The following is a 15,169-nucleotide window of genomic DNA, read 5'->3' on the forward strand; positions in this document are numbered from 1 at the left end:
TCCCATTTTTACGTTAAATTGCAAATCAATATGGCTAAAGATTGTAAAAATAGTAAAGAAAATATATAATTAAACGGATTATAAAGCTACTTAGTATGGAGGATACCGTGCAAATATACGATAGAATAATAATTGGAGCTGGATTATACGGTTTATATGCGGCTCTTTTTTGTTGTAAAAAAGGTGAAAATGTCGTTGTGCTAGAGTGTGATTCAGCACCCTTTAAGCGTGCAACATACATAAACCAGGCACGTGTTCACCAGGGGTATCATTATCCTCGTTCGATTTCTACAGCAATGAAGTCTGCAGGATATTTTGAGAGATTTAATAAAGACTACGCATTTTGCGTAAATAAAGAGTTTGATCAGATTTATGCTACCTCTAGCCAGTATTCATGGACAGATGGCAAGCAGTTTAAGCAGTTTTGTGATGCAGCAGGCATCCCTTGTGAGGAATTAAATCCCGGTACATATTTTAAAAATAAGATGTGCGATGGGGTGTTCAGAACAAGAGAATACACTTATGATGCTATGATTCTTAGGGATTATTTACTGGAAGAATTATCAAAGTATCAAAACAGTGTTGAGATTAAATACGGAACAAAGATTTCTAAAATAGAAAAGACTACAGATTCATACATCATTATAGATGAGACTGGCACAGAATATTCATCTGGTTATGTGCTAAATGCAACCTATGCCGGCACCAATCAGATACTTGAAAAAGCAGGCTTCGAAAAGTTTGGAATAAAGTATGAGCTTTGCGAAATCATTCTATGTGATGTGAATGATAAATTAAAAGATGTTGGATTCACGGTAATGGACGGACCATTCTTCTCCATAATGCCATTTGGAAAAACTGGCTTGCATTCTCTTACATCAGTTACATTCACGCCACATACTACAAGCTACGATAGCGTGCCTACTTTTGCTTGCCAGCAAAATAGTGACGGATTCTGTTCCACAGAACGTTTGGGCAATTGTAATGATTGTAAGGCTAAGCCTAAGACGGCATTCCCATACATGGCAAATCTAGCAAGAAAATATATGTTGGACGATTACCAGTTTGAGTATAAGCACTCATTGTTTTCTATGAAGCCGATTCTTATGAGCTCAGAAATCGATGATTCTCGCCCAACAGTGATTAGAAAATATTCAAGTAATCCTACTTTTGTAGGCGTGCTTTCAGGAAAAATTAATACAGTTTACGATTTAGACGAGGTATTAAATGATAGATAACAAGGAAAAGAATTTCGTATCTGCAATTGTATATGTGCATAATGCGGAAAATCGATTGGAAAAGTTCTTAGGAGCGATTATTAGCCAGCTGGAGAACAATTTCGAGCATTCGGAAATCATTTGTGTAAATGATCATTCCACAGATGGTAGCTTAGCAAAGATAAAGGATATAAGTAACAAGGTTACCAGCACTAGCATATCTGTAATCAACATGAGCCATTTTCATGGACTTGAGCTTGCAATGGATGCAGGTATGGATTTATCCATTGGTGATTTTGTATTCGAATTCGATAATACGATATTAGATTTCAAGCCAGAAATGATAATGGAAGTGTATAGAAATGCCCTGACAGGATTTGATATTGTCAGCGCATCTGCAGACAAGAGAGAACGCCTTACTTCTAGTTTGTTCTATTCTGTGTTTGATAGCTTTTCTGACAATGATTACGAGATGACTACAGAAAGCTTTAGGATTCTTAGCCGTAGGGTCATCAATCGTATCAGCTCTATGAACAAGACTATTCCTTACAGAAAAGCTGTATATGCCAACAGTGGTTTAAAGACAAACATAATCAAGTATTCAGTAGAAGCTCATGACAATGTGGTACGTGATAAAAAGGAATTAAAATACAGAAAAGGGTTGGCGGTAGATACCCTTATTCTTTTTACGGAGCTTGGCTACAGCTTCGCAAAGGTTATGACAATCGTTATGATGCTTATGTCAGTACTTATGATTGCTTACACAGTGTTTATTTATGTGGCGGCTCACCCTGTAGAGGGCTGGACAACAACTGTCTTATTCCTTTCATTTGCCTTCTTTGGATTGTTTGGAATACTAACGGTTATCATCAAATATCTGCAGTTGATTGTAAATCTTGTGTTCAAGCGCAAGCATTACAATTTCGAAAGTATAGAAAAGCTTACAAAATAAGGGGATAAGAATGGTTTCACTAGTAGGATACACAGGCTTTGTTGGCAGTAATATTTACGCCGCCGGCAAGGATAAGATAGATGCAGTTTACAATTCAAAAAATATCGAAAAAGCTTTCGGCACAAATCCGGATTTGTTGATTTATGCCGGTCTTCGTGCGGAAAAGTATTTAGCAAACAATGCTCCTGAAAAGGATATGGAGCTAATAGTTCAGGCGGAAGAAAACATCACTAAGATTAATCCAAAGAATTTAGTCTTAATCTCAACTATAGATGTTTTTAAAAATCCAATTGATGTTGATGAAAACACTTCAATCGATACAGAAAATCTGCATGCATATGGATTAAATCGATATAAGTTGGAATTATGGGTTCGCGAACGTTATCCAGAAGCTGTAATCATTCGCCTCCCAGGTTTGTTTGGGCAGAATATTAAAAAGAATTTTATTTACGATTACATCAACGTGATTCCATTTATGTTAAAAGAAGAGAAGTTCCAGGAATTGGTTGGAATAAATCCAGAGCTTAAGAACTATTACGTTGATCAGGGCAATGGATTTTATAAAGTCAATGTGTCTGAAGATGAAAAGCAGAAGCTAAAGGATATTTTTAATCAGCTTGGTTTTTCTGCTATCAATTTTACAGACAGCAGAGGCGTCTATCAGTTCTATAATCTTGCAAGATTATGGGATGATATTCAGGTGTGCTTAGCTAATAATATTAAGCTTTGGCACCCAGCAACTGAGCCTGTTTCAGCATCTGAGGTATACCGCTATCTTACAGGCAAGGACTTCAATAATGAGCTAAATGGTAGCGCGGCTAGATATGACTACAAAACGATTTATGATAAAGCATTTTCTGGGGAGAATGGATACATTCTTGGTAAGGAAATAGTACTAAAGGAAATAGAGGAGTTTGTAAGAAAAAATGAAAAATAAAAGGATTTGGTATTCCGCTATAACAGTTTTAATCCTCTTGGGAGTTTTATTAATCGGGCCTTTAAATGTCTTTAGACACGGCCATTATGTGGAGGAATATTACGTAAGACATATAGCACCAGAAGATTGGCAGCAGCAAATACCAGTAGAAACTGGTGTGGGCTACGAGATGCAGTTTTCGCCAGTTAAGGACTTTATGAATGGTTTTTCAATTTTTTTGTGTAATCAGCCTGAAAAAGCAACTGGTACATTAACATTAAAAATTCTTATTGAAGATAAGTTAATCGATGAAGTAAGTGTAAAGCTTAAAGATGTTGAAGCTGGCCAGTGGTACAAAGTAAGTACCAATAAATATCTTAAAAAGGGCGTGGCCTATACTCTCAGATTTGAAGCAGAAGGCTACAAAGAAGTGCCACTTTTGCAGAATGTATTAGAAGACTATCTTCCAGATGAGACATTGACAGGAAACACACTTTTAGCATATTCTTACGCGCAGCCTACATTTTCTATCGATGAGAGAGTATTAATAGTGATTTTACTTATCTCTCTTTGGTTGTTTGTATCAAGCAAGATGCTTGATCTTAAAAAGAAAGACTATATGCGTTTGGTATCTATCTGCGGTTTTGCTACAGCTCTTTTAGCTTGGGTTTACACTCACAATTCGTTGGATACTAAAAATATTGAAAAGTATAATGAATTCCAAATGAATTCGGAAACTCTTGTTTCAAATATGATTGAGGCAGAGCATAACGGTGTATATTTCTCAGATGATAGTGAAAACGGTTATGGTCTAGGACGATATTATGATTTCATAGCTGAAAAAGATGACTATATCTACACATTCTTGACAGATGATACTTGGGTAAATGGATACTCCAGAAAAGCTGGCGATTTATTAGTAGATTCAAATCTTTATACAAAGTCTGTTATTTTACCTGGAAACACTATTGAGTTTTCAAACGGAGACAGATTTGAAATCGTAGGTATTAATGATGATGGAGATAACATTTTCATTTCATTAGGAGAATCCAATCCACTAATGGAATTGAAGTATGGCTCTCTTAACGATATTCGTATTTACGATGAGGATGGAAAAGAATTGCCAAGAGGCTATTTGGAAGTATATCTTAGCCAGTATGGTTTACAGGGAAAAATCTTCCGTCATATAGCTAGACACGTGGATTACGAAGATGCATTGCCAGTACTTCATTTGATTTGTGGTTTGCTTACAGCATTGGTTCTTGTATTAGTCACATATGTTTTATATCGCAAATACAATACCATCTTTGCTGGATGTTTTATCGTAACAGCATTCCTTGGGGCATACATTGTAGATTATGCAAGGAATCTATATTGGGTAGAATTCACATGGTTCTTACCAATGTTGTTCGGTTTAATTTGCGCATGGAAGTTAAATAATAAGAAGAGTAGAATTCTTTGCTACATAGGTGCTTTCATTTCAATTACAGTCAAGTGCTTATGTGGATATGAATATATAACCACTATTATGATGGCGATGATTGCATTCTTACTAGTAGATGCTGTTGTTGCATTTAGTAAGAAAGATAAGGATGTATTCAAGCTTTGCGTTAGAACAATAGTGATAATTGGTGTTGCAGCGCTCTTAGGTTTCTTTGTAGCAATATGCATTCATGCAAGTCTTAAGGGACAGGGTGATATTGTTAAGGGAATTGGCGTCATTATTAAAGATGATGTGCTAAGACGTACAAGTGCATTAGATTTGAATCAGTTCCCAGAAGTGTACGAGTCATTAAATACTTCTTCTTGGGCTGTGCTTTGCAAGTATTTCAAACTGATGCCAACAGTTGATATACTCGTGGGAGTTCCTGGAAATCTATTCCCAGTGTATTGTGTTGCGCCTATTTGCATTATGTTTTATGACTACAAGAAGAATAAGCTAAACATAGAAGAATTATCATTATATGTTGTATTCTTCTTAACAACAGTTTCCTGGTTCTTACTTGCTAAAGGTCATGCAGATGTCCATCCTGAACTTTGCTTTGGACTTTGGTATGTGGGATATGTTCAAGTGTGCCTTTATATTATGGTCAAAAAAATTGCAGAAGTAGCTAAGGGCAGAACAGGAGCTGAAAAATAATGAAATTATCAATATCTAATATAGGCTGGACCAGTGAAAACGATTTAGTCATGTATGAGAAAATGAATAGTATGGGTTTTGAGGGGCTAGAAATAGCCCCTACTCGTGTTTTTCCGGAGAATCCTTATGATAAGCTTGAAGAGGCGGAAAAGTGGGCCGAGGAAATAAAAGCAAAATATGGATTTGATGTACCATCAATGCAGTCAATCTGGTATGGAAGAACAGAAAAGCTATTCGGTACAAAAGAAGAGCGAGAAGCTCTGGTGGATTACACAAAAAAGGCTATAGATTTTGCAACAGCCACTAAATGTAAGAATCTAGTATTTGGTTGTCCTAGAAATAGAAACATGCCAGAAGATGCTGATTATCAAATCGCCACAGATTTCTTTAGAGAAATAGGCGATTATGCTGCCGAAAAAGGCACTGTAGTCGGAATGGAGGCTAATCCTCCAATCTATAACACTAATTTCATTAATGATACCCAGTCGGCATTAAAACTTATTGAGGATGTTGCTTCAGATGGCTTTAAGCTCAATCTTGATATGGGGATGATGATAGAAAACGGTGAAGATGTAGAAGTTCTTAAAGGACACGAGAATTGTATTAACCATGTGCATGTCAGTGAGCCTGGCCTTAAGCCTGTTGTAAAGCGTGAGCTTCACAATCAGCTGGCAGAGTTGCTGAAAGCATCTTCCTATAAAGGATATGTTTCTATCGAGGTCGGATGCCAGGAAGATATTAGTGAATTAGATAGAATGATGAAATATGTGAAAGAAGTATTTGGAGAATAGACATGATATACGAAAAGCAACCAGGTGTACCAAAGTTTGAGAGCTTTGAATACAATGAAAAACAGCGAGATTATGTGGTTCTGATTCCTATCATCAACGAAGGAGATAGGATACATAAAGAGCTAAAGCGAGCTCAGGAGAATAATGTATCGGCTCATGCAGATATTGTAATCTGCGATGGTGGTTCATCTGATGGATGTACAGATGAGGCTAAGTTAAAAGCACTAGATGTAAACACTCTACTTGTAAAGCAGGACACTGGAAAGCAAGGCGCACAGCTAAGAATGGGTATCTGGTGGGCTTTGGAGCGGGGCTACAAGGGCGTAATTACTGTTGATGGAAACAATAAAGACAGCATAGAAGATGTACCTAAATTTATTGCTAAACTTGAAGAAGGTTATGATATCATTCAGGGCTCTAGATTTATAAAAGGTGGACAGGCAATCAACACTCCATTCGTTAGAAATATTGCAGTGCGTTTGATTCATGCTCCAGTTATCTCACTTACTGCTCATCATAAATTTACAGATACAACAAACGCCTACCGCGCATACTCAAGAAAATATCTTACAGACGAAAGAGTTCAGCCATTGCGCGACATCTTTATGACCTACGAGTTATTGGCATATCTTTCAGTTCGTGCTACTCAAATTGGCATGAAGGCATGTGAGATTCCTGTTACGCGAGCATACCCTAAGGGGGAAAAGACACCTACAAAGATTAGCTTCTTTAAGGGAAATAATGAATTATTAAAGATTTTATTTAGCAATGCTAGAGGAAAATATAATCCTTAATATTATGAAAAAGGGTTTTAGAAAGGCATAGCCATGCGGCTCAAACAAGACAAAAATTATTATAATAAAATGTCCTATACAAAATATATGCTTATTTGTATAGGAATTATATCTGCTTTTATCGCGGCGTATTTGCTTTATGATTACAATGGCAAATTTAGATTTTCAGTGGATTCGGGCTTTTATGATGATCCATTCGAGTTAAAGATATATGGTAATAAAAAATACGATATTTACTATACTATCGATGGCAGCGAACCTACACTGGAGTCTACTAAATATGAAGGGCCGATTAAGATAGAAGACAGAACTAATGAACCTAATAATTATTCCACAATTCAGGATATATCAACTGGCTATTATAAAGAAAGAGTAGCGGATTATTCATATAATGCTGAAGACCCACAATATGTTTTGCCTGAGTACAATGTGGATAAATGTACGATAATAAGAGCCGCAATAATTGACAACGAAGGAAACTGCATTGATGAGATTTCGGGAGTCTATTTTGTTGGAAAAGATATAAAAGAGAAGTACGAAGACATCAAGGTCGTGTCCATTGCAACTGATCCATATAACTTGTTTGATTACGATGAAGGTATTTATGTGGCAGGTGCAGATTTCGGAAAGTATTTATTTGAATGTGAGACTAATTATGGCTATGATTCTAGGTGGTGGTCATCCTATTGGTATTGGTGGCCTGCTAACTATAGAAGAACTGGAATTGAATCAGAACGAGAAGTACAAGTAGATATATTTGATAATAATAAACTATTTGCGTCACAGTCCTGTGGCTTACGAGTACAAGGAAATGGAAGCAGAGGAAAGCTTCCCAGAAATTTAAAGCTAATCAGTAGAGAAGAGTATTCTGGTAGTAGATATTTTCAAATTAATCCTTTAGGAGATGATACTGATTTACATAAGTATGTATTATTTGGAGGAGGAGATGACAACGTATTTAAAATAAAAGATTACTTGGCAAACTCAATGGAGAGTGAATTAAATTTTGCAACCATGACTTTTGAGCCTTGTGTCTTGTTTTTAGAAGGAGAATATTGGGGAACATACTACATTACAGAGTATTACGACGATGATTATATTCAGACCCATTATGATGTGCCTCGAGATAATGTTGTCATATGGAAAGAAGGGGAGATTGCTGAGGGGAATGAAGAAGACATAGATTTGTATTCCGATATGGAAACCTTTATTTCTGAGAATGATATGTCAATCGAGGAAAACTATAATAAAGCATGTGAACTGATAGATATAGATAGCTATATAGACTATTATGCGGCACAAATATACATAGGTAGAAATGGGGACTGGCCTGGTGGGAATGAAGCTGCTTGGAGAGCAAGAGACATTAATCTAAACTCAAAATACCAAGATGGTAAATGGCGCTGGATGCTATTTGATTTAAACTCAGAAGATGGGGACTTGGATATAGATCAGCTTGAAGATGATACATTAGAGCAGGTAATTAATGGGAGCCCAATGTTTTCATCTTTAATTCAAAATGAATCATTTAAAAAACTGTTTTGCGATAGAATGCTCTATATTGAAAATAATATTTATACAGAAGAAAAGATTAATGATTTTATAGATGGGTATTATGAGCAAATGTTAGAACCTCTTTGCCTTAGTAATATGCGTTTCTATAGTGATGAAAAACGAAAGGAAATAATAAAAAATACAGAAGATATAAGGTCTTTCTTGTTGGAAAGAAGCAAATTTGTTAATGAAAGCCTTAAGGAACATTTTGGGTATGAGTATGGAAGCTAAAAAAAATAATAATTATTATAATAAAATGCCATACACGGGATTCATGTTCATCTGTTTATTGATTGTATGTGTTCTTATAGCAGTTTATTTGCTGTTTGATTATAATAGTAAATTCAGATTTTCTAGGGATTCTGGATTTTATGATGATTCATTTGAACTGAAAATATATGGAAATAAAGGATATGATATTTATTATACGCTTGATTGCACTGCGCCAACACTAGAATCAAATAAATATGATGGGCCGATTAAAATAAGTGATAGAACCTCCGAACCAAATGTTTATGCAAATAGAGAGGACATCTCAACCGGATTTTTGAAAAAGGAGATAAATTCTTTTTCATCTTCTAGTAGTGATCCTTGTTATGTGGTGCCTGATTATAATGTTGATAAATGTACAATTGTTCACGCAGCAATATTTGATGATAAAGGACAGTGCGTTGATGAAATAGCAGCTGTATATTTTGTTGGAACTGATATAAAAGAAAAATATGATGATATTATGGTCGTATCTGTTGATGTAGAGCCTTATGATTTGTTTGATTATTGGGATGGAATCTATGTAACAGGTGCGGAATATGACATTTATAAGGAAGAAAGTGATGCGGCAGGACATAACAGATTTTGGTGGTCATCCTACTGGTATATGTGGCCGGCAAATTATCGGCAAAAAGGACGAGAATTTGAAAAAGAAGCTCAACTAGAGATATTTGATAATAAACATAATAAAGTACTGGCCCAAAAATGCGGCGTTCGTGTACAGGGAGATGGTAGTAGAGGAAAATTACCTAGAAACCTAAAACTTATTAGTAGAGAAGAGTATTCTGGAAGCAGAATATTTCAGACAGATTTATTTAATAGTGGCGTCGATCAGCATAAATATGTGTTGTTTGGCGGCGGTGATGATAATATATTCAAAATCAAAGATTACTTGGCGAATACAATGGAGAGTGAATTGAATTTTGCAACTATGAAATTTGAGCCTTGTGTCTTATTCTTAGAAGGAGAGTATTGGGGAACATACTATATTACAGAGGATTATAATGGTGATTATATTCAGAACTATTATAATGTGCCACGAGATGAAGTTGTTATTTGGAAAGAAGATGCAATAGAAGAGGGGAATGAAGAGGATATAGAGTTATATAATGATATGGTGTCATTTATATCTCAACATGATATGTCTATAGATGCGAACTACAAAAAAGCATGCGAAATGATAGATATTGATAGTTTTGCAGATTATTTTTCATCTCAAATATATATTGGTAGATGTGGAGATTGGCCTAGGGGAAATATAGCAGCATGGCGTTCTCGTGATATAAATTTAAATTCAGAATATCAAGATGGTAAATGGCGTTGGATGTTATTTGATGCTAATTCAGAAGAACAAGGGCTTGATGCTTATGTGTCAGAGTTTGATGTAATAGAATATGCTATCAACACTAGTGAAGTATTTGCATCGCTAATTCAAAATGAATCGTTTAAAGAGTTGTTTTGCGAAAGATTGTTATACATGGAGAATAATATCTATACAGAAGATAATATAAACAACTTTATTGATTGTTATTATGAACAGATGTTAGAGCCTCTTTGCGAGAGTAATATGCGTTTTTATGGCAATGAGAGGCGTGATGAAATAATTGAAAATGCGGAAAACATTAGAAAATTTTTATTAGAAAGACCTACATATGTTCATAAAATGATAGTAGAACATTTTGGAGAGGAATACTTGGAATTAGGAGTGGATAATAAATGAGATATAGACATGAGCTTAAATTTGTCATCAGCGAATTACTGGCAGAGCAAATCGAATTTAATATAAAGCATTATATGAAGCTTGATGGTAATCACGTTGAGTCCTTCTACAAGGTAAGAAGTCTGTATTTTGATGATATTTATGACTCGTGCCTGAACGAATTGATGGCGGGAACAGATAACAGATATAAATACAGAATAAGGCTATATAACGGCAATAGCGACACTATTCATCTTGAGAAAAAATCAAAATCTCATGAGATGACGTCAAAAGAGGCAGAGGATATCAGCGCTGATGATGTAAGGCGACTAATTAATGGTGAAGCGCCTCGGGGCGATGGCAGTTTGCTTAAGTGTTTGATGCGCGAACATTACAGCAAGTACATGAAGCCTGTGTGCATTGTGGAATATGACCGCACCGCATATACGGAGCCCTGTGGAAATGTACGAATCACATTTGATAAACGCGTAAGAGGAACTTACAAGATAGATAAATTTTTAGATAAAGAAATTATTCAAAAGCAAGTAATTCCCAAAGGACAATTAATACTTGAGGTTAAATATGATGAATTCTTACCATCGTATCTTTTAAACGCAATAAATTATGATGTGTTGCGAAGGCAGTCAGTGTCAAAGTACTCGTTGGTAAGACAATTTGCAAATCGAAAGGAGATATATAACAATGTCATTTAATGATGCAATCAAAGATTCAGTTTTAGAAGGGTTTGCCTACTCTGATTTTTCAACTACAAAGATTTTAGTTACACTAGCAATCACATTCTTGATTTCGCTCTATATATTCCTTGTATATAGAATGACAACCAAAAATACTTTTTATAACAAGGGTTTCAATGTTTCTATGGCGGCGATATCAATGGTAACTGCTGGTATAGTAATGGCGATGCAGTCTAACCTTGTTATCTCACTCGGTATGGTCGGCGCTCTTTCAATAGTACGATTTAGAACAGCTATCAAGGATTCAATGGATCTATTCTATTTGTTCTGGTCAATTGGTATTGGAATTATGTGTGGAGCTAGCTTATATGAGCTTTCAATTTGGGTTTCACTAGCAGTTACACTGGTTATTGTGGCGTTTTCAGCACTTCCATTATCATTCAGCCCATATATTTTGATTGTAAAGACTGAAAAAGATGTTCCAGAGAAGGATTTAATGGATGTCGTTGCAAAATATTCAAAGCATATCCATATCAATTCAAAGAATGTGTCAATGCAGGGTACTAACTACATCATCGAAATCAGAACAAAGCAATGTGGTGAGCTTGTAGATGACATGGCAAAGATTACAGGTGTAATTGATGCGACAGTAATGTATCAGGATACTGAGATTAAAAACGTTTAATGGTAGGAGATAGACGGTGAAAAACTTGAAGATTGAAAAACGAACAATAATAGTATTAGCAATAGAGTTAATCGTTTTCTTTATTTTAGTTGGAATAATGTTTGCAAGTAAGGCAACGGGTACCGTCTATTCTGCAGATTTAAAGACATTCTCCACTGAAAATGATTCAATGATTTTTTACGGAGATGAATGGCGCTTAGACGCAGTCAATGGAGAACGATTCGCAGGCAATGACAAGCTGATTCATATAGCAAGTCCTAATATATCTTTGGGCCGCGGAACATATACCATAGAGGTAAATTACAATGCTACTGAAATTCAAAAGGGTGTAATTGAAGCAGGTTCAGGTACATTAGAAGCGGCAGATTATTTTATCCTCAGCAATAATACCAATGTTGTAAGATATGATTTTGCAGCAGCAACACCAGTTAAAGATTTTAGATTTTGCATAAAAGAGTACGCCGGTGGCGAATTTGAGTTGACAGACGTAAAAATTATTAGAAATTCACATGACAGTAGAGTGGCTATATTTAGTTGGATAGTTTTGGCAGCGCTGTTTAATGTTTTTTATTTTAGCAAGAGAATCAAAAACAGAAGTAAGGCTGTTTTCATAGTTTGTGTGATTGGGCTACTTGCATCATTGCCTTTATTTTCAAAGGGAATGATGACAGGAAACGATATCAGATTTCATTTGCTCAGAATAGAGGCTATTGCATCGGGGATAAAAAGCGGAGAGCTGCCTGTTAGAATGTATTCTGTTTTTAACGATGGATATGGTTATCCTGTTGGCATATTCTATGGGGATTTTTTGCTTTACGTGCCTGCAGTCCTTAGAATCATAGGCTTTCCCGTAATTCAAAGCTATAAGATATTTATTTTCATGATAAATATAATGACTGCAGCGATATCTTATTGGTGTGGTAATAGGATATTTAAGAAAAATGCGGTGGCCTATATTTTTGCTACAGCATTTACACTATCTACCTATCGTTTGATATGTGTGTATGCGCGTTCGGCAGTTGGAGAATTTTCAGCCACATGCTTCTACCCGATTGTGATGCTTGCAGTATATCAAATTTATACAGCAAATGTAGAAAGCAGGAAATATAAGAATAATGCCATGTTGCTTGCAATAGGAATGTCTGGTCTTATTTATACTCACGTTTTATCTACAGAAATGGCTATAATAGTACTGTTTATAATAGCCATTGTTAATTATAAAAAGACATTTAGAGCAGAGACGATTAAGATTTATATTAAGGCTATTGGTATATGTGCTCTTCTATCGGCCTCATTTATAGTTCCTTTTGTTGAATACTGCACAAGTGTTAATACGATGCTAGATTCAGATGAATTCAAATCGACCTATATTCAGAGCAGTGGTGCTTATGTTAGTGAATATTTTTCATTTTTCAAATCAATCACGGGTGGCAATTACGCTAATAGACGAGGGTTGATGACACCGGGATTATTGCTCATGATTGCATTAGTTTTAGGAATATATTTATGGGCGAAAAAGAAAGCAAATAGAACCATAAAGTTTACAGTTGTAGGCTCAGTTCTGTGTTTATTGGTAGCTAGTAATGTGTTTCCGTGGAATAAAGTATATGAAATTCCAGCTATAGGTCCTGTTTTAGTGAGCGTTCAGTTTCCATATAGGTATTTGGGAATTGCTGTGTGTTTCTTGTCGTTATTACTAGGTTTTTGTGTAGAACAGATTGCTGAAGAAGATATATTTGACCAAAGAGTGTTTAGATATATCATTGCGATTTCGGTAATTATGACTTGCTATTTTGCGGGGCAATATGAGGATGAGCAATATATTTCTGCAATAATAAATTCATATGACACTGCAGATTTATTAAGATATACAAGATACGATAACATGGGCATTTCTATAGGTTTTGAGTATCTGCTAGATGGCACTAATGCATCAAAGGAAGCTTTGGATTATGGTGTATATGGTGATAATGTTAATGCTGTAATAGTTGCCGAAGATGGCCTTGGTATGGTAGTTTATGCTGATGCAGGGGCGGACGCAACACTTGAGGTTCCTAGATTTGCTTATCCACATTTTTATGCGGAAGATAATTCTGGCAACAGATTAGAAAGCGTCAAAGGGCATAATAATAAAATTACTGTATTGTTTGAAAAGCCATACAGTGGAGAGGTATATATTAAATATCAAGAGCCGTGGTCATGGCGTGTAGCAGAACTTTGTTCATTGCTGTCTATATGTATCTTAATTGTTCTTACATATAAAAAAATAGCTAGGAAGGGATGATAATGTTATGAAACTAATAAAATCAGATGAATGCAGGGTAAGTTTGGCTACATTTTATCGAATAATGCTGTTGATATTTGGAGTATTTGAAATAGCTTTATTATGGGTTATGTCGGTATTCTTTATCTGTTATGTATCTACAGATACCAATGAAGTTACCTTTTTTTGTAAGGACAACGTTGTATTGAATATACTTATGATAGCAGTGTTTATAGGTATTTTGTTTATTTTGAAAAAAAAATCAGTTATTTCTGCGTTTATAGGAAAACTAGATGATGATGATTTTTATAAAAAAATAAAGAAAATCATGCTATGGACTATAGCTATTATTGGATTTGTTTGGATTTTCATTACTCAATATGTCCCTGGGGCAGATCAGCTCGACGTTATGGTTAGTGCTTATAAATATGGTATTGGAGAAACTGATATGGTCAGGGTTGGTGGTTATCTAGATAGGTGGCCACATAATATAGGAATAACAACACTCGAAAGACTGCTAGCATACTTAGTTGGCGATTTTAATATCATGTTTATGCAGTTTTTGAATATTCCAGGTCTTGTATTAATATATAAAACGATGGTTGATATATGGGATAGATTTGGTGGTTCGCGTTTTTCTCAGGTATGCACATTGGGATGTGGAATTCTTTTTTATCCTATGATAATGTACGTTTCATTTGTATACGGAAATATCTGGAGTGTTACTTTTGCATTAATAGCATTTAATGCCGAATTAAATTATTTTGAAGATAACAAGGTTAGGTCACTAATAAAGTGTTTGCTTGCTGTCGGGCTATCATTTATGGCTAAAGGAAGCGGTATCATCTTTATTATAGCCTTGGCTGTATTTGCTATTGTTCGTGGAGCAGCTGATAAGATTAAGGTATACAAAATACTACTTTTAATAATTACAATGTGTATTACAGTAGGCGTGTTTTCCACAGTACCTAAAAAGATATTAATACAAACCACAGGGGTGAATATTAGAGATGATGGTATATGGGCATTTGTTGCCATGGCATTACAAGAAAATGGTACGGCCCCTGGTTGGTATAATGGTTATTGTTTGGATGTGTATTACCAGAATAATGGAAATACAGAAGTTGCAGAGCAAGTTGCCAAAGAAGAGACTTTTGATAGACTGAATTATCTTTTTAGTGATAAGCATCATG

General features: G+C 35.4%; 12 protein-coding genes. All 12 read left to right on the forward strand.

Annotation, left to right across the window (positions count from 1 at the left end):
* Positions 1 to 107: 107 nt before the first annotated feature.
* Positions 108 to 1,238 (forward strand): FAD-dependent oxidoreductase, encoded by a 1,131-nt coding sequence (locus tag T498_RS0101485; protein ID WP_028234392.1) that lies wholly within the window; start codon positions 108 to 110, stop codon positions 1,236 to 1,238.
* Entirely contained in the window at positions 1,228 to 2,169 is a 942-nt protein-coding gene (locus tag T498_RS0101490) for a glycosyltransferase (protein ID WP_028234393.1), read from the forward strand. The genes T498_RS0101485 and T498_RS0101490 overlap by 11 nt, the downstream gene beginning before the upstream one ends.
* A gap of 10 nt (positions 2,170 to 2,179) precedes the next feature.
* A complete protein-coding gene (locus tag T498_RS0101495; protein WP_028234394.1) occupies positions 2,180 to 3,106 on the forward strand; it encodes a sugar nucleotide-binding protein in 927 nt (308 codons plus the stop codon).
* The gene (locus tag T498_RS0101500; protein WP_028234395.1) at positions 3,096 to 5,225 is read left to right on the forward strand and encodes a hypothetical protein; all 2,130 of its coding nucleotides are present in this window, start codon (positions 3,096 to 3,098) and stop codon (positions 5,223 to 5,225) included. Before T498_RS0101495 ends, T498_RS0101500 begins: the two co-directional genes overlap by 11 nt.
* Positions 5,225 to 6,016, forward strand: a complete 792-nt coding sequence (locus T498_RS0101505; RefSeq protein ID WP_028234396.1) for a sugar phosphate isomerase/epimerase family protein — start codon at positions 5,225 to 5,227, stop codon at positions 6,014 to 6,016. The genes T498_RS0101500 and T498_RS0101505 overlap by 1 nt, the downstream gene beginning before the upstream one ends.
* A gap of 2 nt (positions 6,017 to 6,018) precedes the next feature.
* Entirely contained in the window at positions 6,019 to 6,810 is a 792-nt protein-coding gene (locus T498_RS0101510) for a glycosyltransferase family 2 protein (protein ID WP_028234397.1), read from the forward strand.
* A 33-nt stretch (positions 6,811 to 6,843) separates the two neighbouring features.
* On the forward strand, positions 6,844 to 8,595 hold the full coding sequence (locus tag T498_RS0101515) for a CotH kinase family protein (RefSeq protein WP_081779642.1): 1,752 nt from the start codon (positions 6,844 to 6,846) through the stop codon (positions 8,593 to 8,595).
* Positions 8,585 to 10,354, forward strand: coding sequence for a CotH kinase family protein (locus T498_RS0101520; RefSeq protein ID WP_207638267.1), 1,770 nt, complete (start codon positions 8,585 to 8,587; stop codon positions 10,352 to 10,354). Before T498_RS0101515 ends, T498_RS0101520 begins: the two co-directional genes overlap by 11 nt.
* A complete protein-coding gene (locus T498_RS0101525; protein ID WP_028234400.1) occupies positions 10,351 to 11,046 on the forward strand; it encodes a polyphosphate polymerase domain-containing protein in 696 nt (231 codons plus the stop codon). Before T498_RS0101520 ends, T498_RS0101525 begins: the two co-directional genes overlap by 4 nt.
* Entirely contained in the window at positions 11,036 to 11,713 is a 678-nt protein-coding gene (locus T498_RS0101530; protein WP_028234401.1) for a DUF4956 domain-containing protein, read from the forward strand. Before T498_RS0101525 ends, T498_RS0101530 begins: the two co-directional genes overlap by 11 nt.
* 16 nt (positions 11,714 to 11,729) lie before the next feature.
* Positions 11,730 to 13,997, forward strand: coding sequence for a hypothetical protein (locus T498_RS0101535; protein ID WP_028234402.1), 2,268 nt, complete (start codon positions 11,730 to 11,732; stop codon positions 13,995 to 13,997).
* Positions 13,998 to 14,004: 7 nt separating this feature from the next.
* On the forward strand, positions 14,005 to 15,169 hold a 1,165-nt coding region (locus T498_RS0101540; protein ID WP_028234403.1), incomplete at its 3' end, for a hypothetical protein.

The sequence above is a fragment of the Pseudobutyrivibrio sp. MD2005 genome, from assembly GCF_000621865.1.
Classification (GTDB): domain Bacteria; phylum Bacillota; class Clostridia; order Lachnospirales; family Lachnospiraceae; genus Pseudobutyrivibrio.